The organism is Rhodococcus sp. NPDC127527 (assembly GCF_042672245.1).
GTDB lineage: Bacteria > Actinomycetota > Actinomycetes > Mycobacteriales > Mycobacteriaceae > Rhodococcus_G.
On the sequence record NZ_JBHXVP010000006.1, the window covers coordinates 295,785 to 320,305 of the forward strand.

The 24,521-nt window shown below is 70.8% G+C and carries 22 protein-coding genes; 8 read left to right on the forward strand and 14 right to left on the reverse strand.

From position 1 onward, the window contains the following. The first annotated feature begins 315 nt into the window (after positions 1-315). Both ACFVH2_RS13425 and ACFVH2_RS13430 read left to right on the forward strand, forming a co-directional pair. Entirely contained in the window at positions 316-501 is a 186-nt protein-coding gene (locus tag ACFVH2_RS13425) for a hypothetical protein (protein WP_378424322.1), read from the forward strand. A 46-nt stretch (positions 502-547) separates the two neighbouring features. Then, positions 548-1,969 carry an RNB domain-containing ribonuclease gene (locus ACFVH2_RS13430; protein WP_378424401.1) on the forward strand — a complete coding sequence of 474 codons (1,422 nt, stop codon included), beginning with the start codon at positions 548-550 and terminating at the stop codon, positions 1,967-1,969. Here ACFVH2_RS13430 and ACFVH2_RS13435 read toward each other — a convergent pair. The 4 genes from ACFVH2_RS13435 to panB all read right to left on the reverse strand — a co-directional run bounded on the left by ACFVH2_RS13435 (position 1,944) and on the right by panB (position 5,236). Continuing rightward, positions 1,944-2,816 carry a CHAD domain-containing protein gene (locus tag ACFVH2_RS13435; RefSeq protein WP_378424324.1) on the reverse strand — a complete coding sequence of 291 codons (873 nt, stop codon included), beginning with the start codon at positions 2,814-2,816 and terminating at the stop codon, positions 1,944-1,946. The two genes, ACFVH2_RS13430 and ACFVH2_RS13435, sit on opposite strands and share 26 nt — an antisense overlap. 50 nt (positions 2,817-2,866) lie before the next feature. Further along, on the reverse strand, positions 2,867-3,826 hold the full coding sequence (gene pip / locus ACFVH2_RS13440) for a prolyl aminopeptidase (protein WP_378424326.1): 960 nt from the start codon (positions 3,824-3,826) through the stop codon (positions 2,867-2,869). 5 nt (positions 3,827-3,831) lie between these two features. Beyond that, on the reverse strand, positions 3,832-4,269 hold the full coding sequence (locus ACFVH2_RS13445) for a hypothetical protein (protein WP_378424328.1): 438 nt from the start codon (positions 4,267-4,269) through the stop codon (positions 3,832-3,834). A 115-nt stretch (positions 4,270-4,384) separates the two neighbouring features. After that, the gene (gene panB / locus ACFVH2_RS13450) at positions 4,385-5,236 is read right to left on the reverse strand and encodes a 3-methyl-2-oxobutanoate hydroxymethyltransferase (protein ID WP_378424329.1); all 852 of its coding nucleotides are present in this window, start codon (positions 5,234-5,236) and stop codon (positions 4,385-4,387) included. A 713-nt stretch (positions 5,237-5,949) separates the two neighbouring features. Here panB and ACFVH2_RS13455 point away from each other — a divergent pair. The 5 genes from ACFVH2_RS13455 to ACFVH2_RS13475 all read left to right on the forward strand — a co-directional run bounded on the left by ACFVH2_RS13455 (position 5,950) and on the right by ACFVH2_RS13475 (position 13,181). Continuing rightward, positions 5,950-6,324 (forward strand): endonuclease domain-containing protein, encoded by a 375-nt coding sequence (locus ACFVH2_RS13455; protein WP_378424331.1) that lies wholly within the window; start codon positions 5,950-5,952, stop codon positions 6,322-6,324. A 108-nt stretch (positions 6,325-6,432) separates the two neighbouring features. Next, positions 6,433-8,016 carry an alpha/beta hydrolase gene (locus ACFVH2_RS13460; RefSeq protein ID WP_378424333.1) on the forward strand — a complete coding sequence of 528 codons (1,584 nt, stop codon included), beginning with the start codon at positions 6,433-6,435 and terminating at the stop codon, positions 8,014-8,016. 55 nt (positions 8,017-8,071) lie between these two features. Next, on the forward strand, positions 8,072-9,412 hold the full coding sequence (locus ACFVH2_RS13465; protein ID WP_378424335.1) for a glutamine synthetase family protein: 1,341 nt from the start codon (positions 8,072-8,074) through the stop codon (positions 9,410-9,412). A gap of 7 nt (positions 9,413-9,419) precedes the next feature. Then, positions 9,420-12,437, forward strand: a complete 3,018-nt coding sequence (locus tag ACFVH2_RS13470; protein WP_378424337.1) for a bifunctional [glutamine synthetase] adenylyltransferase/[glutamine synthetase]-adenylyl-L-tyrosine phosphorylase — start codon at positions 9,420-9,422, stop codon at positions 12,435-12,437. Positions 12,438-12,635: 198 nt separating this feature from the next. Beyond that, positions 12,636-13,181 carry a C40 family peptidase gene (locus ACFVH2_RS13475; protein WP_378424339.1) on the forward strand — a complete coding sequence of 182 codons (546 nt, stop codon included), beginning with the start codon at positions 12,636-12,638 and terminating at the stop codon, positions 13,179-13,181. A 68-nt stretch (positions 13,182-13,249) separates the two neighbouring features. Here ACFVH2_RS13475 and ACFVH2_RS13480 read toward each other — a convergent pair whose 3' ends face one another. The 5 genes from ACFVH2_RS13480 to glnA all read right to left on the reverse strand — a co-directional run bounded on the left by ACFVH2_RS13480 (position 13,250) and on the right by glnA (position 18,534). After that, positions 13,250-14,203, reverse strand: a complete 954-nt coding sequence (locus ACFVH2_RS13480) for a glycine betaine ABC transporter substrate-binding protein (protein WP_378424403.1) — start codon at positions 14,201-14,203, stop codon at positions 13,250-13,252. Positions 14,204-14,252: 49 nt separating this feature from the next. Further along, positions 14,253-15,014 carry an ABC transporter permease gene (locus ACFVH2_RS13485; RefSeq protein WP_378424341.1) on the reverse strand — a complete coding sequence of 254 codons (762 nt, stop codon included), beginning with the start codon at positions 15,012-15,014 and terminating at the stop codon, positions 14,253-14,255. Next, positions 15,011-16,213, reverse strand: coding sequence for an ABC transporter ATP-binding protein (locus ACFVH2_RS13490; RefSeq protein ID WP_378424405.1), 1,203 nt, complete (start codon positions 16,211-16,213; stop codon positions 15,011-15,013). Before ACFVH2_RS13490 ends, ACFVH2_RS13485 begins: the two co-directional genes overlap by 4 nt. 59 nt (positions 16,214-16,272) lie before the next feature. After that, the gene (locus ACFVH2_RS13495; RefSeq protein WP_378424343.1) at positions 16,273-16,962 is read right to left on the reverse strand and encodes an ABC transporter permease; all 690 of its coding nucleotides are present in this window, start codon (positions 16,960-16,962) and stop codon (positions 16,273-16,275) included. Between the two features lie 135 nt (positions 16,963-17,097). After that, the gene (gene glnA / locus ACFVH2_RS13500) at positions 17,098-18,534 is read right to left on the reverse strand and encodes a type I glutamate--ammonia ligase (RefSeq protein ID WP_378424345.1); all 1,437 of its coding nucleotides are present in this window, start codon (positions 18,532-18,534) and stop codon (positions 17,098-17,100) included. 191 nt (positions 18,535-18,725) lie between these two features. Between glnA and ACFVH2_RS13505 the strand changes: the two genes are divergently transcribed. Continuing rightward, on the forward strand, positions 18,726-19,196 hold the full coding sequence (locus ACFVH2_RS13505) for an RDD family protein (protein WP_378424347.1): 471 nt from the start codon (positions 18,726-18,728) through the stop codon (positions 19,194-19,196). Positions 19,197-19,402: 206 nt separating this feature from the next. On the opposite strand, the gene ACFVH2_RS13510 is transcribed toward ACFVH2_RS13505, so the two are convergent. The 5 genes from ACFVH2_RS13510 to sucB form a co-directional block, all read right to left on the reverse strand. Then, positions 19,403-20,143, reverse strand: coding sequence for a DUF4191 domain-containing protein (locus ACFVH2_RS13510; protein WP_378424349.1), 741 nt, complete (start codon positions 20,141-20,143; stop codon positions 19,403-19,405). 56 nt (positions 20,144-20,199) lie between these two features. Beyond that, the gene (gene lipA / locus ACFVH2_RS13515) at positions 20,200-21,213 is read right to left on the reverse strand and encodes a lipoyl synthase (RefSeq protein ID WP_378424351.1); all 1,014 of its coding nucleotides are present in this window, start codon (positions 21,211-21,213) and stop codon (positions 20,200-20,202) included. Between the two features lie 87 nt (positions 21,214-21,300). Further along, positions 21,301-22,080, reverse strand: a complete 780-nt coding sequence (gene lipB / locus ACFVH2_RS13520) for a lipoyl(octanoyl) transferase LipB (RefSeq protein WP_378424354.1) — start codon at positions 22,078-22,080, stop codon at positions 21,301-21,303. A 47-nt stretch (positions 22,081-22,127) separates the two neighbouring features. Then, positions 22,128-23,018 carry a TIGR01777 family oxidoreductase gene (locus ACFVH2_RS13525; RefSeq protein ID WP_378424356.1) on the reverse strand — a complete coding sequence of 297 codons (891 nt, stop codon included), beginning with the start codon at positions 23,016-23,018 and terminating at the stop codon, positions 22,128-22,130. 89 nt (positions 23,019-23,107) lie between these two features. Next, positions 23,108-24,521, reverse strand: a 1,414-nt coding sequence (gene sucB, locus ACFVH2_RS13530) for a 2-oxoglutarate dehydrogenase, E2 component, dihydrolipoamide succinyltransferase (protein WP_378475709.1), incomplete at its 5' end; no start/stop codon positions are given.

Below are 24,521 nucleotides of genomic sequence, written 5' to 3' on the forward strand. Positions count from 1 at the left end.
TACTCCCCGGGACCGACCGGATTGATCACCAGAACGGTCGCCCAGTGCTTGGCGGCCTCGTCGCCAAGGTGCGGCAGCAGTGCGTCGTAAAGAAGGTAGGACATGGGGGCCATGCGGGGGTTCTCCTTCGTGCAGAGTCGATGCGACAGCGAATCCGGAAACGGCGATAGCCACGGGGCCGAATTCGGCTGACCGTGGCTCGCTGCCGGGTAAGAGTCTCACGGTTGTCAGCAGTCCTCAAGGGAAGTCCCAGAATTGGTTTCGTCGTGTCGTTTCGAATGGCCGGGCGGCCCGCAGGCGGGCACACTGAAACCCATGACCGACGACGACCACCTCTGGTTCTACTGCATCTCCGACGGCTCCGTCCGGCAGGGCAAGGAAGCCCGCGGCGTCGACCGGATGGGTCCGTATCCGGACCGGGCCACCGCCGCCCGCGCACTCGAGATCGCCGCCGAACGCAACAAGGCGGCGGACAAGGCCGACGACGACTGGAACAACTGACCGGACACGGGCGGCGACGACCGCTGCCGCCTAGGCTCCACCTGTGATGACTCGCATCTCCGCTCGCGGAATCGATTTCGGCTCGATCCGGTCCGACTTCGCGCTGGCCGGAGACTTCCCGGCCGCGGCGCTCGCCGAGGCCGAGGCGGCCGTGGACCGGTACGCCGACGCGCGGGCCGACCGGACCGACCTCGCGCTGGTGACCATCGACCCGCCCACGTCGATGGACCTCGACCAGGCGCTGCGCCTCGAGCGCACCGCGACCGGCTTCGTGCTGCACTACGCGATCGCCGACGTCGCCGCGGTGGTCGCGCCCGACGGACATCTCGACCGTGAGACCCGACGCCGCGGCCAGACCTTCTACCTCCCCGACGGTTCCCTGCCGCTGCACCCGCGCGTGCTGTCGGAGGGCGCCGCGAGCCTGCTGCCAGGACAGGCGCGCCCCGCCGCGCTGTGGCGCATCGAGCTCGAGGACCGGGCCGAGCCGGTGTCGGTCACCGTGACCCGCGCGCTGGTCCGTTCTGTCGCACGATTCGACTACGCGGGCGTGCAGGCCGACTCCGAGTCGGGTTCCCTGCACCCGTCCATCGCCGCATTGCCCGAGTTCGGCAAACTGCGCCTCGCCTCCGCGCTCGAACGCGGGGCGATCGAGCTCAAGCTGCCGGAGCAGGAGGTGGCATCCGACGGGGACGGGTTCCGGCTGGAACTGCATCCGCGCACCGAGGCCGACGACTGGAACGCGGAGGTCTCGCTGCTGACCGGCATGTGCGCGGCGCGGCTGATGATCGACGCCGGCATCGGCCTGCTCCGGACGCTGCCGCGACCGGCCGAGTCCGCGATCGCGACGTTGCGCGGGACCGCGCAAGCCCTGGGCATCGACTGGCCCACGGGGATGCCGGTCGGTGCGATGCTGGCCCGACTCGCGCCGAGCAGTCCGAGCACGCTGGTCGTGATGAGCGAGGCGACCGCGCTGCTGCGCGGAGCCGACTACGCCGCCTTCGACGGCGAGGTCCCGGACCTGGTCGAGCATTCCGGGATCGGCGCGCCGTACGCGCACGTCACCGCTCCGCTGCGCCGACTGTCGGACCGGTTCAGCACCGAGGTGTGTCTGGCGATCTGCGCGGGAACCGAAGTGCCGCAGTGGGTTCGCGTCGCCCTGCCGGGACTGCCGGAGGTGATGCGGGGCTCGGACTCGCTGGCGGGCAAGGTCGACCGCGCCTGCGTGGACCTGACCGAGGCGACCCTCCTGGCCGGGCGCGAGGGCGAGCGGTTCGAGGCGGTGGTCCTGCGCGGGGCCAACGGCAAGCGCGATGCCGAGGTGTTCGTACCCGCGCCCGCGGTGATCGCCAAGTGCGCCGGCCGGCCGCCGGAGGGCGAGGCGATCACGGTGCGGCTCGAGCGGGCGGACGTCACGGCGCGGACCGTCGCCTTCGGCTACCCCGCTACAGGTCCCGCTTCCGCTTCCTGACCGCCCGCAGCCCGTCGCGCGCCTCCGCTCGCGACGAGCGCGCTCCGGCCGCCTCGTCGGCGGTGAGTAGACCGTAGGTGAAGGTGTCCTCGCCGGCGCCGCGGGCCCGGTCGGCCGCGGCGAGCAGGTGCTGCTGCGCGACCGTCGCGTCCTGGTGTTCGCCGAGCACGGTCTGCAGGTTCTCGGCGGCGGATGCGACCCGAACCGCCTTGGGGCGGCTGCCGGTGACGGCCTCCGCCGCGTAGCGCAACGCCTTGGCGCGCTTGCGGACCGCGTGCACCAGTTCCGGTCGGCCCGGGGCCGTGGACCCGCGCAGGCCGGCGTCGCGGCCGGCCCGGTCGAGGCGGCGGTACGCCTTCCGCAGCGACTTCGCGACCGACCCCTGCCCGGACGGCCGCGGCTCGGCGCACAGGCCGCCGAGTGCGGTCACCAGGTCCCGGTAGCGCGACTCGTGCAGAACCGCCACCGCCTCGGTGTGCGCGGTCCGGTAGTCGCCCCGGTGCGCGTCGACCAGGCGGTGCCGCACGGGCCCGCGGATCAGTTCGGGCGGTTGGGCGTCCAACGCGGTGCGGAAGCGTTCGGCGAGGACCTCCTCGTCGCGTGCGCGGCCGAGAACGGTGCCGAGCCATCGCAGTTCGGACCGAACAGGGGTGGTGATCTCGGGTGGGAACACCGAGTCGTAGGTGCCGAGGACGCTGCGCAGCCGCCGGCTTGCCACCCGCATCTGGTGTACGGCGTCCGGCTCGTCCCGTCGCACCGCGTCGGCGAGGGTCGACATGCGCGCGTAGTGGTGGCGGACCGAGTTCAGCACGGCCTCGGCGTCGGCCCGCTTTCGTGCGTTCCCCATGTCCTCAGGTCTACCGCACCCGAGGGGCGACCGCACGGACGCGGGCGGGGTCAGCGGCCGCGGAAGCCGTCGGTCGCCTCGACGAGATGGTGGGTGATGCCGGGCTCGCTGGCCGCGTGGCCGGCGTCGTCGACGATGACCAGGCGGGCCGACGGCCACGCGCGGTGCAGCGCCCAGGCGCTGGTGACCGGGCACACCATGTCGTAGCGTCCCTGCACGATCACCGCCGGGATCTCGGCGATCGCGTCGACCCCGCGCAGCAGTTGGCCCTCGTCGAGGAAGCCGCGGTTGCGGAAGTAGTGGTTCTCGATCCGGGCGAACGCCAACGCGAACCGGGACTGCGAGTTCTGTTCGACGTGTTCGGGTTTCGGGAGCAGCGCGCTCGTCGCACCCTCCCAGGCCGACCACGCGACCGCCGCGGTCAGCGCGACCTCGGGGTCGGGGGAGTGCAGCAGGCGGTGGTACGCCTCGACGAGGTCACCGGCGCGTTCGGCCTCCGGGACCGGTGCGAGGAAGCCCTCCCACAGGTCGGGGTAGACCGCGCCGGCGCCGCCGTTGTAGTACCAGTCGATCTCGCTGCGGCGCAGCAGGAACACCCCGCGCAGCACCATCTCGGTCACCCGGTCCGGGTGCGTCTGCGCATACGCGAGCGCCAGCGTCGAACCCCACGACCCGCCGAACACCTGCCACCGCGGCACGTCGAGATGCTCACGCAGCGCCTCGATGTCGCGGATCAGGTGCCCGGTGGTGTTCACCGAGAGGTCGGCGCCGTCCGCGACGTGCGGGGTCGAGCGACCGCACCCGCGCTGGTCGAACAGCACGATCCGGTAGGCCGCCGGATCGAAGAACCGGCGGTGCTCCTCGTGGATGCCGCCGCCGGGCCCGCCGTGCAGGAACACCACCGGCTTGCCGTCGGGGTTGCCGCAGACCTCCCAGTGGATCCGCTGGCCGTCACCGACGTCGAGCAGTCCGGACTGGTACGGCTCGACGGCCGGGTACGGCACCCGCACGACGGTCAGAACCCGATCAGCCCGGCGGCGAGGTCGGGAATCTCGAGCGCGTACAGCGCGCCCTGGCGGACGTCGGGGCAGTTCGCCTGGGTGATGGCGTCGATCCGGGACTTGTGCGCGATCAGGTCGATCATGTTGATGCCGTTCTGCGCGGCCCAGGTGCCGACGACGGTGTTCAGGCCGCCCTTGCCGATGGTCGGGGTGTAGGTCCGCCAGTTCTGCAACTGCGCCTGCATGTCCGAGCACAGCTTCGCGGCCTGCGCGGCCGTCACACCGTCGACGTCCGCCGTCCCGGTCGCCGCCGGCGCGCCGGTGGAGCCGGGCAGGGCGTGGTCGCTGCCGCTCGGGGCCGGGGTGGGTGCGGTGTCGCTGGCGCATCCGGCGGTGACCGCGAGCACGGCGGCGGCTCCGGCGACGGCGAACGCGAAACGGCGGTAGGACATGTGGACACCCTGTCTGTCGGGGGACATCAGCGGAAGGCGGAACGGTTCCCCGGTCGGGTGAACACTTTCCGAGTGTGCCACCCGGCCGGGGAACGGCGGCGCGACGGTGTCGCGATCAGAAGCTGTGTTCCTCCGCGGGGAAGGTGCCGGCGCGGACCTCGGCGGCATAGGCGGCGGCCGCCCCGCGCAGCTCGTCGCCGACCGCGGCGAACTTCTTGACGAACTTTGCGGTCTTCCCGCTGGTGTACCCGGCCATGTCCTGCCAGACCAGCACCTGGGCGTCGCATTCGGGGCCGGCGCCGATGCCGACGGTCGGGATGGTCAGCTTGCGGGTGACCTGACCGGCGATCTCGGCGGGCACCATCTCCATGACCACGGAGAACGCGCCCGCCTCCTGGACGGCGATGGCGTCCGCGACCAGCTGCTCGGCGCCGTCGCCGCGGCCCTGGACCCGGAAACCGCCGAGGCTGTTGACGGACTGCGGGGTGAAGCCGACGTGCGCCATCACCGGGATGCCGGCGGCGGTGATCGCGGCGATCTGCGGGGCGACGCGCTCGCCGCCCTCGAGCTTCACGGCGTGCGCGAGGCCCTCCTTCATGAACCGGGTGGCCGTGGCCAGGGCCTGCTCGGGGGAGGACTCGTAGCTGCCGAACGGCAGGTCGGCGACGACCAGGGCGTGCGGGGCGCCGCGGACCACGCCGCGGACCAGCGGGATCAGCTCGTCGATGGTGACCGGCACGGTGGTGTCGTAGCCGTAGACGACGTTCGCGGCCGAGTCGCCGACGAGCAGGACGGGAATGCCTGCTTCCTCGAAGATCCGGGCGGTCGAGTAGTCGTAGGCGGTGAGCATTGCCCAGCGCTCGCCCTCGGCCTTCATGGCCTGCAGGTGGTGGGTGCGGATCTTGGTTCGCTTGGCGGCCGGCTGAGCGGGCGCGGAACCGTAGACAGACGCGGTGTTGTCGGACATCAGGGTCCCTTTCGTGCCTCGAGGCCCAGTGCGGGTCCCCGGGTTGTGGGTGATGACACGCTCAGTCTGCCATCGTCGCGGGCGGCGGCGGAGGTGCGGTTCGTCACACCCGGCCGTTCGCGATTCGGGAAGTCTCAGCCCCGGATTGCGGGGCTCGAGCTTCCCGAATGCGTCTCGGCTGGAACCCCGGACCGCACGGGCGACGTCCAACACGACATGACTCCCCGCGCAGTGCACGCCGTGATGGCGAAGCAGGACGGCGTGGTCACGTTGGGGCAGGCACTCGCGGTAGGCATGAGCCGGACCGCGGTCGATCGCCGGGTCCACGGCGGTGACTGGCGCCGCCTCCACCTGGGCGTGTACCTGCGCGCCGACCGCCAACTCACCCGTGCCGCGAGGCTGCGGGCAGCCGTGTTCGCCGCGGGTCCGGGAGCGGTGGCCAGCGGTACCAGCGCTGCCTGGTGGCTCGGCCTCACCGACCGTCCACCCGTGGACGACTGCGTCACCATTCCCCGGGCCCGCGTCGTCAGGAGCCGGGCCGGACTGCGCGTGCGCCGACGCGACCTCGATTGGACCGACGTCGGGGCGGCGCGTGGCCTGCGCACTACCGACCTGCCTCTGACCGTCCTCGAGGCGGCCGTCGATCTCCGCGACGGATCGGTGCTGATGGACCGAGCGCTTAACGTCACACGACGCTGGCCGTGCTCGAGGCCGTGCACGAACGTAATCGGGGCCGCCACGGCACCGCGGCGGCGTCCCGACTACTGCGCTCGGCGGGCGACGGCGGGCACAGCGAAGCGGAACGAATGCTCCTGCGGCTGCTGCGGGCGTCTCAGCTCACCGGCTGGCGTTCGCACGTCACCAGCTGCGGATACGAAATCGACGTTGCCTTCGTGCGCGCTCGGGTCGCGATCGAGGTGGACGGCTGGGCCTGGCACCGCGACGTGACCCGATACAACAACGACGCGAAGCGCCAGAACCGGCTGGTCAACGCGGGCTGGCACGTGCTGCGGTTCACCTGGCACCAACTTCGGCTGGAGTCCGATCTCGTGCTCACCCAGATTGTCGAGGCGCTCGCCGATCGCTGACTTCGGAAGTCTGGGCCCCGGAATGCGGGGTCCAAGCTTCCGAAAACCGGTCGGCCGAGCGAAGCCCGCTCCCAGGGGATCCTCAGCTACCCGTGGCACCATCGACCAATGCCGCCGAACCGCCGACTGCCCTTCGTCCTGGCCACCGGGGCCCTCGCCGCGGCGCTGGTCGCCGGCTGTGGCAGCTCCGTCGACGGATCGGCCACCGGCGCGCCGACCGGGTCCGCGCAGCAGCGTCCGGCGGGCGACTTCGCGCCCGGAGCCGGGGCGGTCCCGGCCGGGCTGGAGAAGTTCTACTCGCAGACGTTGCAGTGGGGGTCGTGCGAGGACTTCGAGACCGACGGCCCGCTCGCGAGCCGGCTCGAGTGCGCGCACGTGAGCGTCCCCGTCGACTACGACAACCCGACCGGCGAGACCGCCCAGATCGCGATCTCGCGCAACCCCGCGACCGGCGACAAGATCGGTTCGATGCTGGTCAACCCAGGCGGGCCGGGGGCGTCGGGTCTGTCGCTGGCGACCACCGGCGAGGACACCGACATCGGTCGGCGGTTCGACGTGATCGGCTTCGACCCGCGCGGCATCGGCGCCTCCACCCCGCAGATCCGCTGCCTCACCGACACCGAGGCCGACGCGGTCCGCGCCGAGCCGGACGTCGACATGAGCCCGGCCGGGATCGCGAGGACCGAGGCCCACAACGGCGACTACGCCGGCAAGTGCGGACAGCGGTCGGGCACGGCGTTCCTCGCGCACGTCGGCACCCGCGAGGTGGTGCGGGACATGGACGTCATCCGGTCGGTGCTCGGCGACGAGAAGCTGACCTACGTCGGCTTCTCGTACGGGACCCGGCTCGGGTCCGCCTACGCCGAGGCCTTCCCCCGCAACGTCCGGGCGATGGTGCTCGACGGCGCGATCGACCCGGAGCAGGACCCGGTGCAGGAGACGATCCTGCAGGCGGGCGGGTTCCAGCGGGCGTTCGACGCGTTCGTCGCGGACTGCGTGACGAAGACGCAGTGCCCGCTGGGCACCGACCCGGCTCGGGCCGACGCCCGGTTCCGGGCCCTGATCGACCCGCTGATCGACCACCCGGCCGCGACCACCGACCCGCGCGGCCTGAGCTACAAGGACGCGACCACCGGCGCGCAGCAGGCGCTGTACTCGCCGAACCTGTGGGGCGCGTTGCGCAGCGGGCTGTCGGAACTGGCCGACGGTCGGGGCGACAGCCTGCTGCTGCTGGCAGACCAGTACGAGGGCCGCGCCGACGACGGCAAGTACAGCAACATCAACGACGCCTTCAACGCGATCCGCTGCGTGGACGACCCGCCGGTCACGGACCGCGCCCAGGCCGGGGCGGGGGACACCGCCTACCGGAAGGCGGCACCCTTCCTCGACGACGGTCGCGGCACGGGCAGCGCCCCGCTCGACGTGTGCGCGTTCTGGCCGGTGCCGCACACCGGCAACCCGCACACCGTCGAGGCGCCGGGGCTGCCGCAGGTCGTGGTGGTCTCGACGACCGAGGACCCGGCGACGCCGTACCAGGCCGGGGTGGACCTGGCCAAGCAGCTGGGGGCATCGCTGATCACCTATCGCGGCACCCAGCACACGGTGGCGTTGAACGGGGACTCCTGCGTCGACGATCCGGTGGTCCGCTACCTGGTCGACCTCACGCCGACGGCTCCCGACCTCACGTGTTAGTAACCGATTTCACGATGTAACACAGATTTAACGGACTTTGCCTACTCTCGCGGACATGGATCGCCAAAAGGAATTCGTGCTTCGGACACTCGAAGAACGCGACATCCGTTTCGTCCGACTGTGGTTCACCGACGTGCTCGGCTACCTCAAGTCGGTGGCGATCGCCCCGGCGGAGCTCGAGGGCGCCTTCAGTGAGGGCATCGGGTTCGACGGCTCGGCCATCGAGGGCTTCTCCCGCGTCTCGGAGGCGGACACCGTCGCCAAGCCGGACCCGTCGACCTTCCAGATCCTGCCGTGGGAGCACAAGGACGGCGCGCAGCACTCGGCGCGCATGTTCTGCGACATCGCGATGCCGGACGGCACGCCGTCGTGGGCCGATCCGCGGCACGTGCTGCGCCGCCAGCTGAGCAAGGCCGGCGACCTCGGGTTCAGCTGCTACGTGCACCCCGAGATCGAGTTCTTCCTGCTGAAGAACGGCCCCAACGACGGCAGCGTGCCGGTGCCCGCAGACAGCGGCGGCTACTTCGACCAGGCGGTGCACGACTCCGCGCCGAACTTCCGCCGGCACGCGATCGACGCGCTCGAGTCGATGGGCATCTCGGTGGAGTTCAGCCACCACGAGGCCGCGCCCGGGCAGCAGGAGATCGACCTGCGGTACGCCGACGCGCTGTCGATGGCGGACAACGTGATGACCTTCCGGTACGTGGTCAAGGAGGTCGCGATCGCCGAGGGCGTGCGGGCGACGTTCATGCCCAAGCCGTTCAGCGATCAGGCCGGCTCGGCGATGCACACCCACATGAGCCTGTTCGAGGGCGAGAACAACGCCTTCCACAATCCGGACGACCCGATGCAGCTCTCGGACACCGGGAAGGCGTTCATCGCGGGCATCCTCGAGCACGCCGGCGAGATCAGCGCCGTGACCAACCAGTGGGTGAACTCGTACAAGCGGCTCGTCCACGGCGGCGAGGCCCCGACCGCCGCGTCCTGGGGTCCGTCGAACCGGTCCGCGCTCATCCGGGTGCCCATGTACACCCCGAACAAGGCGTCCTCGCGTCGCGTGGAGATTCGCAGCCCAGATTCGGCGTGCAACCCGTATCTCGCGTTCGCGGTCCTGCTCGCCGCCGGCCTGCGCGGCATCGAGAAGGGCTACGAGCTGCCGCCCGAGGCGGAGGACGACGTGTGGGCCCTCACCGACGCCGAGCGCCGGGCGATGGGATACAAGTCGCTGCCCAGCAGCCTCGCCGACGCGTTGCGCGAGATGGAGCGCTCCGAGCTGGTCGCGGAGGCGTTGGGCGAGCACGTGTTCGACTTCTTCCTGCGCAACAAGCGGCGGGAGTGGGAGGAGTATCGCAGCCGGGTGACCCCGTTCGAGCTCGAGACCTACCTCGGTCTGTAGAGCGCCGATGGTCAAGCCGCCTACCGCCCGATCCGCCATCCCCAGCGTCGGCCGACTGGGCCTGCTCGAGGCCACCGCGCCCGAGGAACTGGCCGCGCTCGGCTGGGTCAACACCGAGAGCGTCGACCTGCTCTGGTCGCTGTCCCGGGCCGCGAACGCGGACCTCGCGCTGCGCACCCTGGTCCGGCTGCGCGACGGCCTCGGCGACGGCTGGGCCGAACTCGATGCGGCGCTGCGCGGCGACAGCACGCTGCGCGGCCGGTTGCTCGGGGTGATCGGTGCGTCGAGCGCCTTCGCCGACCACCTCGCGGCGGACCCGACCGGTTGGCGGCTGTTGCTCGGGGACAAGGGATTGCCGTCCCGCAGGGCGCTCACCGACGAACTGCTCGAGTCGGTGCAGGCCGTCCCCGACGGTTCGGCGTCCCCGACGAATCTGATCTATCGCGCGGGTATCACCGGCCCGGCCGCGGTCGCCGCGCTGCGCAAGACCTATCGCGACCAGCTGATGGTGCTGGCGGCCGCGGACCTGGCCGCCGTCGTCGAGAACGAGCCGGTGCTTCCGTACCAGACCGTCGGTCACCAGCTCTCCGACATGGCCGATGCGGCGCTCACCGCCGCGCTGTCGGTCGCGGTGGCGACCATCTACCCGGACGAGCAGTGCCCGGCCAGGCTCGCGGTGATCGCGATGGGCAAATGCGGTGCCCGCGAACTGAACTACGTCAGCGACGTGGACGTGGTCTTCGTCGCCGAACCGTCCGACGCGTCCACCAGCAGGCTCGCCGGCGAACTGATGCGCATCGGCTCCTCGGCGTTCTTCGACGTCGATGCCGCGCTGCGGCCGGAGGGCAAGCGTGGCGAACTGGTGCGCACCCTCGACTCGCACGTGGCGTACTACAAGCGCTGGGCCAAGACCTGGGAGTTCCAGGCGCTGCTCAAGGCTCGACCGGCGACCGGCGACCTCGAACTCGGGCAGCGGTACTTCGACGCGCTGAACCCGCTGGTGTGGACCGCGTCGGAGCGCGACGACTTCGTCACCGATCTGCAGGCGATGCGTCGCCGGGTCGAGGAGATGGTCCCGGCCGAGCTGCGCGAGCGCGAGATCAAGCTCGGACGCGGCAGCCTGCGCGACGTCGAATTCGCCGTCCAGCTCCTGCAACTGGTGCACGGTCGGGCCGACGAGTCGCTCCGGGTGCAGAGCACCATCGACGCGCTCACCGCGTTGGCCGCGGGCGGCTACGTCGGCCGCGACGACGCCGCGAACCTGACGGCGTCCTACGAGTTCCTCCGGCTGATCGAGCACCGGCTGCAGCTGCAGAAGCTCAAGCGCACGCACACCCTGCCGCCCGCCGACGACGAGGAGGGCCTGCGCTGGCTCGCCCGCGCCGCCCACATGCGCCCCGACGGTCGCACCGACTCGCTCGGCGTACTGAACGCCGAGGTCAAGCGCAACGCGCTGCGGATCCGTCGCCTGCACGCCAAGCTGTTCTACCGTCCGCTGCTGGAATCGGTTGCGCGCCTGGACAAGGACGCGATCCGGCTGAGCCCCGACGCCGCCACCCGGCAGCTGGCGGCACTCGGGTACACGGCGCCGGAGAACGCACTCGGCCACCTCAAGGCGCTCACCGGCGGGGCGTCGCGCAAGGGTCGCATCCAGGCCCTGCTGCTGCCCACTCTGCTCGAATGGCTCAGCGACACACCGGATCCCGATGCCGGACTGCTGGCCTACCGTCGCCTGTCCGATGCGATGGTCGACGCGGACTGGTACCTGCGGGTGCTGCGCGACGAGGGCGCGGTGGCGCAGCGGCTGATGATCGTGCTCGGGTCCTCGGCGTACATCCCGGACCTGCTGATCAAGGCCCCGGACGTGCTGCGGCTGTTCGCGGACGGTCCGAACGGCCCACGCCTGCTCGACAACGATCCCAGCGAGGTCGCCCGCGGCATCCTGTCGTCCTCGGCGCGCTACGACGACCCCGTCCGCGCGGTCGCCGCGGCGCGGTCGCTGCGCAGGCACGAGCTCGCGCGGGTGGCCTCGGCGGACGTGCTCGGGATGCTCGACGTGCCGCAGGTGTGCCGGGCGTTGTCCTCGGTGTGGGCGGCGGTGCTCGGTGCGGCCCTGGACGCGGTGATCCGGGCCAGCGAGGTCGAGCGAGGGGAGCCCGCTCCGGCGTCGTTCGCGGTGATCGGCATGGGAAGGCTCGGCGGCGGCGAACTCGGCTACGGCTCCGACGCCGACGTGCTGTTCGTGTGCGAGCCGCTGCCCGGCCAGGACGAGGTGCGCGCGGTCAAGTGGGCCAACACCATCGCCGACCGGGTCCGCAAGCTGCTCGGCGCGCCCAGCACGGACCCGCCGCTCGAGGTGGACACGGGGCTGCGGCCGGAGGGTCGCAACGGGCCGGTGGTGCGCACCCTCGCCTCCTACCAGGCCTACTACCGGCAGTGGGCGCAGGCCTGGGAGGTCCAGGCGCTGCTGCGCGCGCACACCGTCGCGGGCGACGCGGACCTCGGCCTTCGCTTCCTGCGCATGATCGACGAGACCCGCTACCCGGAGGGGGGCGTCTCCGAGCAGGCGGTCCGCGAGATCCGCCGGATCAAGGCCCGGGTGGACTCCGAGCGCCTGCCGCGTGGTGCCGACCCGGCGACCCACACCAAGCTCGGGCGCGGCGGCCTCGCCGACATCGAGTGGACGGTCCAGCTGATCCAGTTGCGGCACGCGGACGAGGTGCCCGCGCTGCACAACACCTCGACGCTCGAGACGCTCGACGCGATCGGGGCCGCCGAGCTGATGAGCGAGACGGACATCGAGCTGCTCCGCGAGGCCTGGCTGACGGCGACGAAGGCGCGCAACGCGCTGGTGCTGGTCCGGGGCAAACCGTCCGACCAGCTGCCCGGGCCCGGACGGGTGCTCGCCGCGGTCGCGCAGGTCGCCGGCTGGAACAGCGCGGATGCGGGGGAGTTCCTCGACAACTACCTGCGGGTGACGCGCCGGGCGAAGGCCGTGGTGGAGCGGGTGTTCGGGGGCGAGTAGCCGCCGTGGCCGGCTCGTCAGCGGCCGAACACCGCCTTTTTGACGGCGTATATCACGTACGTGTCGCGAATGCAACACGAAAACCAGGTATGCCCCCGGGTACTTCTGCCGCTGTTTCGTTACCCGAGGACAGGAACTCTGTGTTTCGAAGTCGACGCCACCCGGCTGCCGACGGAGAACCTCGGAGGATCAGGTCACATGGCAAAGCACAGGGCGAAGCAGGACCACCGACTGCGCCGATCGGTTCGCGCGATCGCCGTCGGCGCCGCGATCACCGGCGGCGTGCTGGCACTTCCCGCCGCCCCGGCGATGGCAGCGCCGATCACCATCCCCGGAGTGGGTTCCTTCGACATCCCGGGTCTACCGGCTCTGCCGCCGGCTCCCGGGGCGCCGATCGTCGCGTCCCACGGGCAGCGGGCGCTCGACGCCGCTCAGACCAAGCTCGGTGCGCCCTACGTCTGGGGCGCCACCGGCCCGAACGCGTTCGACTGCTCGGGGCTCGTCCAGTGGGCGTACCGGCAGGCCGGGGTCTCCCTCCCGCGCGTCACGTACGACCAGGTCAACGGGGGCTCGCCGGTTTCGAAGGCGGACCTGCAGCCCGGTGACGCGGTGTTCTTCTACGGCGCCGAACACGTCGGGCTGTACGCGGGCGGCGGCATGGTCGTGCACGCGCCGACGGAGGGCCAGCCGGTCAAGCGGGCACCGCTGGACTCGATGCCGTTCTTCGCCGCGCGCCGGTACTGAGTTCGAACTGACCACGGCCCGAGGCTCCGCCCGAGGAGTCCTGACGGCGGCTCCGACGAGGAGTCGGGTCAGTCCACGGCGGTGACGAAACCCTTGTCCACCAGCCACTGCCTGGCCACGTCGGCGGGCTCGAGCCCCTCCACGTCGACCCGGCGGTTCAACTCGGTGATCTCCTGGTTGGTCAGCGCCGCCGAGATCGGCGCCATCACCTGCGCGACCTCCGGGTGGTCCTTGGCGAAGGACTCACGCATGATCAGCGCCGGGTTGTACTTCGGGAAGAACGACCGGTCGTCGTCGAGCAGGACCAGGTCCAGTGCGATGATCCGGCCGTCGGTGGTGAAGACCTCTCCGAACTTGCACTGGGTGCCGTCCGCGGTGGCCTGGTAGATGATGCCGGTCTGCAGAATCTGCTTCTGCGCCCTGGCCGGATCGAAACCGTAGGCCGCCGCCATGCCGGGATAGCCGTCCTGGCGGACGTTGAACTCCGTCTCCACGCAGGTGGCCGCCGCGGCCGGGTCGCGGTTGACCAGCGCGGCATAGTCCGAGAGGGTCCGCACCCCGGTGGCCTCGGCGGTGGCCCGGTTGGTCGCGAGCGCGTAGGTGTTGTTCATCGGCGCCGGATCGGTCCACACCATGCCGTTGCGTGCGAGGTCCTCGTCGCGCACCGCCTCGAACTGGGCGGTCGGGTCGGGAATCGGGTGTTCGTGGCCGAGGTAGTTGATCCACCCGGTGCCCGTGTACTCGTAGGTGACGTCGATCTGGCCGTGCATCTGGGCGTCCCGGGTGCTGTTGGACCCCTGGATGTTGGTGAGGTCGCGGACGTCCGCGCCCGCGGCGGACAGGGCGAACTCGATGATGTAGCCGAGGATGATCTGCTCGGTGAAGTCCTTGGAGCCCACCGTGATCGGCACCCCCTCGAGCCCCTCGACCGGCGTGATGCTGCCCGGCCCCACCTTCAGCGGCAGCGCGCCGCCGGACTCGAGGCCGCACGAGGCTAGGGCAGCGGCCGTCGCCGCGGCCATCGCGAATGCCGCGACCTTGCGCCACAGGATCTTTCGTCGTCCGGCCATGTCAACGCAGCCCCTTCGGGCCGAGGTAGGTCTCGGCCAGCGCGCCGAGCCAGTCGACCAGCAGCGCGAGCGAGACCGCGAGGACGGCGCCCACCACCAGGGTCACGTTGTCGCGCAACTTGTATCCGGTGTCGATCAGGATCCCGAGACCGCCCGCGCTGACCAGGAAGCACAGGGTGGCCGTGCCGACCGCGAGCACGAGGGAGGTGCGCAGGCCGGCGAGGATGTACGGCACCGCCATCGGGAATTCCACTCGGCGCAGCACCGTCATCGCCGACATGCCCTGGCCCCGGCCCGCGTCGATCAGCGTGCGATCGACCTCCTGGTATCCCAGAATCGTGTTGCGCAGCACCGGAAGCAGTGAGTAGAAGGCGATCGGCAGCACTCCGACCCAGAACCCGGTGGTGCGGGTGGCGAGGTAGAACAGCACCAGCAGACCGATCGCGGGGGCCGCGGCGCCGATGTTCGCGATCCCCACGAACAGCGGCGCGAGCCGGGTCCACCCGGGGCGGGTCAGCAGCGTCCCCAGCGGCACCGACAGCACCAGCACGATCACCACCACGGCGACGGTGATGAGCACGTGCTGCCAGGTCAGGTGGGCGAGGTTGGACACGCTGATGCTGGCCTGCTGGGTGGCGGTGAGGTCACGGGTGAACGCCCAGCCCAGCACCCCGCCGACGAGGATCAGCACCAGCGCAGGCTGGGCGAGCAGGCGCACCCGGTCCGCGCGCCCGGTGGAACTGGTGTCGATGCCTGCGGTCACGGCTCGGTGTCCTCGGGCGCCCGGTGACGGCCGGGTGGTTCCACGGCGTCGCCGCCCACCTCGTCGTGGTCGTGCGCGTGCTCCTCGCGCAGGTCGCGGAGCTCGTCGACCAGGGTGTCGATGGTGATCAGTCCGGCGTACTCGCCGCGCAGGCCCGTCACGACGGTGGAGGCGCTGGACTCGACGAGCAGGGCCTCGAGCGCGTCCTGCAGCGTCGACTGCACGGACACGATCTCGCCGACCGGATCGCCGACGTCGCGCAACGAGGTCGCGCTCGCCAGGTGCGCGGGGGAGACCCACCGGACCGGGCGGTCGCGGCGGTCCAGGATCAGGCCCCAATGCCGTTTGCGAGCGAGCAGCGCGCGCCGGAACTCGTCGACGGATCCGTCCTCGTGCGCGGTCGGGCACTGCAGCAGGCGAACGTCCCGGACCCGGCTGAGGGTCAACTGCTTGAGGGAGGCGTCGGCCCCGACGAACCCGGCGACCATGTCGTTGGCGGGATTCGCCAGGATCGCCTCCGGGGTGTCGTACTGCATGATGTGAGACTGGCTGCCCAGCACGGCAATTCGGTCACCGAGCTTGACGGCCTCGTTGAAGTCGTGGGTGACGAACACGATCGTCTTGCCGAGTTCGGACTGCAGTCGCATCAGCTCGTCCTGGAGCAGTCCGCGGGTGATCGGGTCGACGGCACCGAACGGCTCGTCCATCAGCAGTACCGGCGGATCCGCCGCGAGCGCCCGGGCCACCCCGACCCGCTGCTGCTGGCCGCCGGACAGCTGCCGGGGGTACCGGTCCCGGTAGGTGTCTGGGTCGAGGCCGACCAGATCGAGCATCTCGTCGGTGCGCTCGGCGATGTGCTTGCGGTCCCACCCGATCAGGCCGGGCACGGTCGCGACGTTCTTGGCGACCGTGAGATGCGGGAACAGACCCGCCTGCTGGATGGAGTAGCCGATCCCGCGGCGCAGGTGGTCGGGATCGATCGAGAGCGCGTCCCGGCCGCCGATCGTGATCTTTCCCGAGGTGGGTTCGATGAGCCGGTTGATCATTCGCATCGTGGTGGTCTTGCCGCAGCCCGACGGCCCGACGAACACCACCGTCTCGCCGGCCGGGATGGTCATCGAGACCCCGTCGACGGCCGCCGCCTCCTGGCCGGGGTAGCGCTTGACCACGTCCTCGAGCACGATCTCCACACCGTGCACGTGGCCGTCGGGCCCGGAGCCGTCGGGGGAGGCGGTGCCCTCGCGGGATGCGGTGTCGGTCAACGGATTCCCCTCGACGTGGTGAGCCGGCCGAGCAGGACGAAGAGCGCGTCCAGGATCAGGGCCAGGATGACGATGAGCACGGTGCCGGTCAGCGCCTGCGGCACCGCGGTCGGGCTGCCCACCCGCGACAGGCCGGAGAAGATCAGGTTGCCCAGGCCGGGGCCCTTGGCGTAGGCGGCGATCGCCAGGATCCCCATCAGCATCTGGGTGCTGACCCGCATGCCGGCCAGGATGGACGGCCAGGCCAGCGGCATCTCGATCCGTCCGAGCACGCGAAGGCGGTTCATCCCGACCCCACGCGCGGCGTCGGTGATGGCCGGGTCCACCGCGGCAAGGCCGATGATGGTGTTGCGGATGATCGGCAGCAGGCCGTAGAGCACCAGCGCGGTGACGGTCGGGCGGACGCCGAGGCCGAGAATCGGGATGAGCAGGCCCAACAGGGCGAACGAGGGCACCGTGAGGATGGTGCTGGCCAGCCCGGTGGCGACGGCGGAGCCGATCGGACTGCGGTAGACGAGTATCCCGATGCCGACGGCGATGATCGTCGCGATCACGATCGACTGCACGACCGCGCTCACGTGGAGATAGGAGTCGGTGACCAGCTGGCTGCGGCGCGCGGACACGAAATTCCACCAAGCCTGGAAGTCCACCGGCGTCACCTCCCCGTTCGCGCAACCCTCGGACATCACACTGCTCGCAGATCGGTGTTCGCGCAAAAGAACGGCGAACGCGGCGTGTCGGGTTTGGAACAGACAACGGCGCCCCAACCGAAGGGTTGGGGCGCCGTTGTGGTCAGCTGAGGTTCAGCTGTGCATCATGACTTACACGTCGTAGTACAGCTGGAACTCGTACGGGTGCGGACGCAGGTTGACCGGGGCGATCTCCTGCTCGCGCTTGATCGAGATCCAGGTCTCGATGAGGTCGGTGGTGAAGACGCCGCCCTCGGTGAGGTAGTCGTGATCCTGCTCGAGCCGGTCGATGACCGCGTTCAGGCTGGTGGGGGCCTGCGGGATGTTGCGGGCCTCCTCCGGCGGGAGCTCGTAGAGGTCCTTGTCGACCGGCGCCATCGGCTCGATCTTGTTCTTGATGCCGTCCAGGCCGGCCATCATCTGCGCGGCGAAGTTCAGGTACGGGTTGCCCGAGGAGTCCGGCGCGCGGAACTCGAGGCGCTTGGCCTTCGGGTTGTTGCCGGTGATCGGGATGCGCACGGCCGCCGAGCGGTTGCGCTGGCTGTACACCAGGTTGATGGGGGCCTCGTAGCCCGGCACCAGGCGGTGGTACGAGTTGATCGTCGGGTTGGTGAACGCCAGCAGCGACGGGGCGTGGTGCAGGATGCCGCCGATGTACCAGCGGGCGAGGTCGGACAGGCCGGCGTAGCCGGACTCGTCGTGGAAGAGCGGCTTGCCGTCCTTCCACAGCGACTGGTGCACGTGCATGCCCGAGCCGTTGTCGCCGAAGAGCGGCTTCGGCATGAAGGTGGCGGACTTGCCGTTCTGCCAGCAGGTGTTCTTGACAATGTACTTGAACAGCTGCAGGTCGTCGGCCGCCGCGAGCAGGGTGTTGAACTTGTAGTTGATCTCCTGCTGGCCGCCGGTGCCGACCTCGTGGTGGCCGCGCTCGAGCTCGAAGCCCGCGTTGGTCAGGTTGGTGGAGATCTCGTCGCGCAGGTCGACGTAGTGGTCGTACGGGGCGACGGGGAAGTAGCCACCCTTCGGGCGGACCTTGTAGCCGAGGTTCGGGCTGCCGTCGGCGTTGACCTCGTTGCCGGTGTTCCAGGAGCCGGAGATCGAGTCCAGCTCGTAGAAGGCGCCGTTCATGCCGGAGTCGTAGCGGACCGAGTCGAAGATGTAGAACTCGGCCTCGGCGCCGAAGTACGCGGTGTCGGCGATGCCGGTGCTGACCAGGTACTCCTCCGCCTTGCGGGCGACGTTGCGGGGGTCACGGCTGTAGGACTCGCGGGTGAACGGGTCGTGGACGAAGAAGTCCATGTTCAGCGTGCGGGCGTGCCGGAAGGGGTCGATGCGCGCGGTCGAGACGTCCGGCAGGAGCATCATGTCGGACTCGTGGATCGACTGGAAGCCGCGGACCGACGAACCGTCGAACGCGAGGCCGTCCTCGAAGACGTCCTTGTTGAACGCGGAGGCCGGGATCGAGAAGTGCTGCTGGACGCCGGGCAGGTCACTGAACCGGATGTCCACGTACTCGACTTTTTCGTCGGCGATGTACTTGATGACCTCGTCGGCCGTGCTGAACGCCACGCTTGTGCTCCTTCAGTTGGGTCCCAGCCAGTAGTGATTGCGGCGGGTTTCGTCGAGGCGACGGTATGGACTCGGTGTTGCCCAACAATCAAGGCTGTGTTTCGTCAGTGTTACACGTCTTGGAAAACGACGTACGTCACACCGGGGAGGCCGTGGCCGTGAGCACGTGCGTTCGCGCCTATCCTGGACCCATGGCGCGTATGACTGGATCCTGGCTCTCCGGCCCGACGGCGGCTCTGCCGAAGGAGCAGGAGGTGGGTCGGTACCGCGGCGAGAAGCTCGGACTGCCCGAGTCCGGCCCCGGTGCGGCCGCAGGCACCGGACGTCGCGTGCTGGCGCTCGCGATCGACTGGGCGATCGGCGTGGGTGTGGCCTCGCTGCTCGTCCGCGGCGACTGGACCGGCGGGCTGATCAACACCGTCGCCCTCATCGTGTGGTTCGTGGTCGGCGTCGGGGCGGTGTCGCTGTTCGCGTTCACGCCCGGCCAGTTCGCGGTCGGTATCGGCGTGGCCCGCGTCGACCGCCCCGTCCCGGTGGGATTCGTCCGGGCGCTGGTCCGGCAGGTGCTGCTGGTGTTCGTGGTGCCCGCGCTGATCACCGACCACGACGGCCGCGGCATGCACGACCGGGCCACCGGCACCATGCTGATCCGCTCCCGCTGAGGCGCTGCGCGCTCGAGCGTGTTCTCGGCCGTTGCGCAGTCGACTCACCCGATGCGCACAACGCTCACGACCCCGTCCCTCGGATTCTCACCTCGGGCAGCGGCGGGTCGTGAGCGTTGTGCGCGGACCTGTGCCGAGAACACGCACGGCTCTCGTGCCGTGACGACAGCGCGCCCCGGGGTCCCTGCTGTTCGCGGGTCGTTCTCCTAGCGGCGACGCATGGTGCGCTGCACGCCCTTCATCTTCGCGCCACCGGGGATCGGCCCCTTCGGCATCGCCGGGCCACCGCGGGTGCCGAGCGCGGCCAGGCGTGACTCGATGGTGTCCATCCGCTTGGTGTCGATGTTCTTCGGCAGCTTCGACATGTACTTCTGCAGCTGCGAGAGCGGGATCTGCCCCTCCTCGTTGCCGACGACGATGTCGTAGATCGGGGTGTCGCCGACGAGGCGTGCGGTCTTCTTCTTCTCCTGCGCCAGAAGGGACTTCACGCGCTGCGGCGCGCCCTCGGCGACCAGGATCACGCCGGGCCGGCCGATCACCCGGTGCACCGCGTCGAGTTGGGTGGTACCCGCGATCGCGTTGGTCACCCGCCAGCTGCCCTGCAGGTTGTCCAGCGCCCATGCCGCGGCGCCGGCCTGACCGTCGGCCTTGCCGTAGACGGTCTTCTGCACCCGGCGACCGAAGATGATGAACGCCGCCAGCACACCGAGCAGGATGCCGACCGGAAGCAGGAACCACTCGATCCCGAAGACGAGGCCGACGAGGAAGAACACCACCGCGAGGCCGACCACCGCGCCGATCATCAACGGCAGCAGCAGCTTGTCTTCCTTGCGCTGCATCTGGAAGGCCTGCCAGAGCTGGCTACGCCGCTCCTTCGATGCCTGCCTGCGCGCGGCTTTCGCCGCGGCCTTCGCCTCGTTGGATTCCTTGCCCTTGCCGTTCGCCATACCTCACAGGATACGTCCCGCACCGCACGCGAACCGCACCCGACCGGTGCTCGCGGTCAGGCGCCGGCCAGGCGCGCCATCAGCGAACTGGCCTCCTGGGAGGCGCTGCCCTCCGCGGCGAGGTGTGCCTGGCCCTCCGGCAGTGCTCGGCCGTGGTGGGCCATCGCCTGCGCGTACAGCCGCCCGGCCCGGTAGGAGGAGCGGACCAGCGGCCCGGCCATGACCCCCGCGAAGCCGAGTTCGGTGGCGAACTCGGAGTGCTCGACGAACTCCTCGGGCTTGACCCAGCGCTCGACGGGATGGTGCCGCGGCGACGGCCGCAGGTACTGGGTGATGGTGACGATGTCGCAGCCGGCCTCGTGCAGGTCGACCAGCGCCTGCTGGATCTCCTCGGGGGTCTCGCCCATGCCGAGGATCAGGTTCGACTTGGTGACCAGGCCGAAGTCGCGGGCGGCGGTGATGACGCCGAGCGAGCGCTCGTACCGGAACGCCGGCCGGATGCGCTTGAAGATGCGCGGGACCGTCTCGACGTTGTGGGCGAGCACCTCGGGGCGGGACTCGAACACCTCGGCCAGCAACTCGGGCTTGCCGTTGAAGTCGGGGATCAGGTTCTCGACGCCGGTACCCGGGTTCATCTCGTGGATCTGGCGGACCGTCTCCGCGTACAGCCAGGCCCCGCCGTCGGGCAGGTCGTCGCGGGCGACGCCGGTGATGGTCGAGTAGCGCAGGCCCATCGACTGCACGGACTCGGCGACCCGGCGGGGCTCGTCCCGGTCCAGGGCGGCGGGCTTGCCGGTGTCGATCTGGCAGAAGTCGCAGCGCCGCGTGCACTGCTCGCCGCCGATCAGGAAGGTGGCCTCGCGGTCTTCCCAGCACTCGTAGATGTTGGGGCAGCCGGCTTCCTCGCACACCGTGTGCAGGCCCTCGCTGCGGACCAGCGACTTGAGCTCGGTGTACTCCGGGCCCATCTTCGCGCGGGTCTTTATCCAGTTGGGCTTGCGTTCGATCGGGGTTTCCGCGTTTCGGGTCTCGATGCGGAGCAGTTTGCGTCCTTCTGGGGCCACAGTCACGCGTTCGATGCTACGCCCGGAGCCGCGGCAGGTTTCGTCGGGGTTTGCCCCGGAAGGTCGCCCGAAACGCCGGTTCCCGGCGGGCCGTCAGCCGAACCGGTGCGTGGTGAAGTCCGGAGTGGACACCGGCCGGGTGGCCGCGGCGGCGGCGTCGAAGGTGATCCGTTCGATGTCGTGCGCGGTGACGGGCAGCGAGCCGTCGAAGGCGGCGCTGACGGCGGTGACGACGGCCGGGGTGACCTCCGCGACGGTGACCTCGCGGCCCAGCTCGCGGGTCAGCGAGGTGACGCCGGCGTCGGTGATGCCGCACGGGATGATGTCGTCGAAGGCGTCGAGCATCGCGTCGCAGTTGAGCGCGAAGCCGTGCAACGCGACACCGCGCTGCACGCGCACGCCGATCGCCGCGATCTTGCGTTCGGGCAGCCAGGTCCCGTCGGTGAGCGAGGCGGGCAGCCAGACGCCCGAACGGCCGTCCACCCGGCCGCACTCGACGCCGAGGTCGGTGCAGACGGTGATCAGCGCCTCCTCGATGCGGCGCACGTACTTGACCACGTCGACCGGTTCGGCGAGCCGGACGATCGGGTAGCCCACCAGCTGGCCGGGACCGTGCCAGGTGATCTTGCCGCCGCGGTCCACGTCGATGACGGGGGTGCCGTCGGCCGGCCGGTCCTCGGGCGCGGTGCGGCGGCCCGCCGTGTAGACGGACGGGTGCTCGAGCAGCAGCAGGGTGTCGCGACCGCGGTCGGCGGCGCGCTCGTCGGCGAGGCCACGCTGCAGGTCCCAGGCCTCGAGGTAGTCGACCCGGCCGAGCTGCCGCACGTCGAGCGGGTCGGTGGAGAGTCGGATCGAGGAGATGGTGCTGCTCATTCCGGACACGTTACGCCCGCCTCCGGCAGGCGTCGTGCGGGGCGCGGTCACCGCGACAGGGCGGCGTCGAGCGCCTCGCCTAAGGTGTTGTGGCGGAAGACGAATCCCGCCTCCTCCAGCACCGTCGGCAGCACCCGTTGACCCGTCAGCACCGCCGCGTCCGCGAACTCGCCGACCAGGGCGCGGACGGCGAATCGGGGGACGATCCACGGCGTCGGGCGGTGCAGCGCGCGCCCGAGATCCGCGGTGAACGCGGCGTTGGTGACGGGCGACGGTCCCGTCGAGTTGACCGGACCGTTCACAGTCTGGGTGCGCAGCACGAACTTGATCGCCTCGAGCTCGTCCTCGAGCGAGATCCAGGACAGGTACTGCCTGCCGCTGCCGAGGCGTCCGCCCAGACCCACCCCGAACAGCGGGCGCAGCCTGCCCAGCAGCCCGCCGTGCGGCGACACCACGGTCCCGCTGCGGAGCAGCACGGTGCGGACGCCCGCGGCGGACGCCGGCTCGGCGGCCCGCTCCCAGTCCCGGCAGAGGTCGGCGAGGAATCCGGTGCCGGTCGGGCTCGACTCGTCGACCGCGCGGTCTCCGGTGTCGCCGTAGATGCCGACGGCGCTCGCGTTGACCAGCGTCGGCACCCCGGACCGCGCGACGGCGTCGGCGACGACGCGGGAGGTGTCGATCCGGCTGGTACGCAGTGTCTGCTTGTACGGGCCGGACCAGCGCCGGTCGCCGATCCCCGCCCCGCACAGGTTGACCACCGCGTCCGCGTCGGCGAGCGCGCGCAGATCGATCTCGTCGTCCGGCGGCGACCACGTGAACTCGTCGGGGGCCGCGGCGGGTCTGCGCACCAGCCGCCGCACCTCGTGGCCGTCGGCGCGCAACGAGGCGACGAGGGCCGTCCCGATCAGGCCGGACGAACCGGCGACCGTCACTCGCATGATCGTGCTGCCTCCTCGGTCGATCCCCGGGCGAAACGCCTCGGGGGCACCATCGTGACCGATGGTGCCCCCGAGGGACGTGCTGTGACCTACAGCCCGAGATCGGCCTCGAAGGCCGCTTCCTCGAGCCGCTGCTTGATCGTGGTGAGGAACCGACCCGCGTCGGCGCCGTCGATCAGGCGGTGATCGTAGGTGAGCGGCAGGTAGCACATCGAGCGGACGCCGATGGACTCGTTGCCGTTCTCGTCGGTGATCACCATGGGGCGCTTGACGATTGCGCCCGTACCGAGCATCGCGGCCTGCGGCGGCACCAGGATCGGGGTGTCGAACAGGGCGCCCTGGCTGCCGATGTTGGTGATCGTGAACGTGCCGCCGGACAGCTCGTCGGGCTTGAGTCCGCCGGAGCGGGCGCGCTTGGCGATGTCCGCGATCGCGCGGGCCAGGCCGGCCAGCGACAGGTCGCCCGCGTTGTGGATCACCGGGGAGAGCAGACCCTGCTCGGTGTCCACGGCGATGCCCAGGTGCTCGGCCGCGTGGTACGTGATCTCCTTGGCGTCCTCGTTGTAGCTCGCGTTGACGTTCGGGTGGGTTCCGAGCGCCTCGACGACGGCCTTCGCGAAGAACGGCAGGAAGGTCAGGTTCACGCCCTCGCGCTCGGCGAACCCGGCCTTGGCCTGGGCGCGGAGGGCGGCGATCTTGGTGACGTCGACCTCGAAGGTCTGGGTCAGCTGCGCGGTGGTCTGCAGCGACTCCCGGGTCTTGACCGCGGTGATCTGGCGGATGCGGTTGACCTTCTGGGTGGTGCCGCGCAGGTTCGCGAGCTCCGGCCGCACGCCGGCGGCGGGGACCGCGGCGGGGGCCGCCGGTGCCGCGGCCGCGGGGGTGGCGGCCGGTGCCTTCTTGGCCTCTGCGGCGGCGAGCACGTCCTGCTTGCGGATGCGGCCGCCGACACCGGTGCCGGTGACGGTCGCCAGGTCGACGTTGTTCTCGCCGGCCAGCTTGCGGACGAGCGGGGTCACGTACGCGCCGGTGTCGCCACCGGCCGACGGAGCCGGAGCGGGAGCTGCCGGGGCCGGAGCGGCGGGTGCCGGAGCGGGCGGCGGGGTCACGGCCGCAGGCGCAGGCGCGGGTGCAGGCACGGGTGCCGGTGCGGGCGCGGGTGCAGGGGCCGGCGCGGGTGCCGGGGCCGGTGCGGCGGCAGCCGGCGCGCCCGAACCGATCACGGCAAGCTGACCGCCGACGTCGACGGTGTCGTCCTCCTGCGCGCTGATCTCGAGCAGGATGCCGGCGACGGGGGACGGGATCTCCGTGTCGACCTTGTCGGTGGAGACCTCGAGCAGCGGCTCGTCTACCGCGACCTCGTCGCCGACCGCCTTGAGCCAGCGGGTGACGGTGCCCTCGGTGACGGACTCGCCGAGCTCGGGCATCGTGACCGAGGTGCCGGCGGCGGGTGCCGCGGCGGCAGCGGGTGCCGGTGCGGCGGCAGCGGGCGCAGCCACGGGC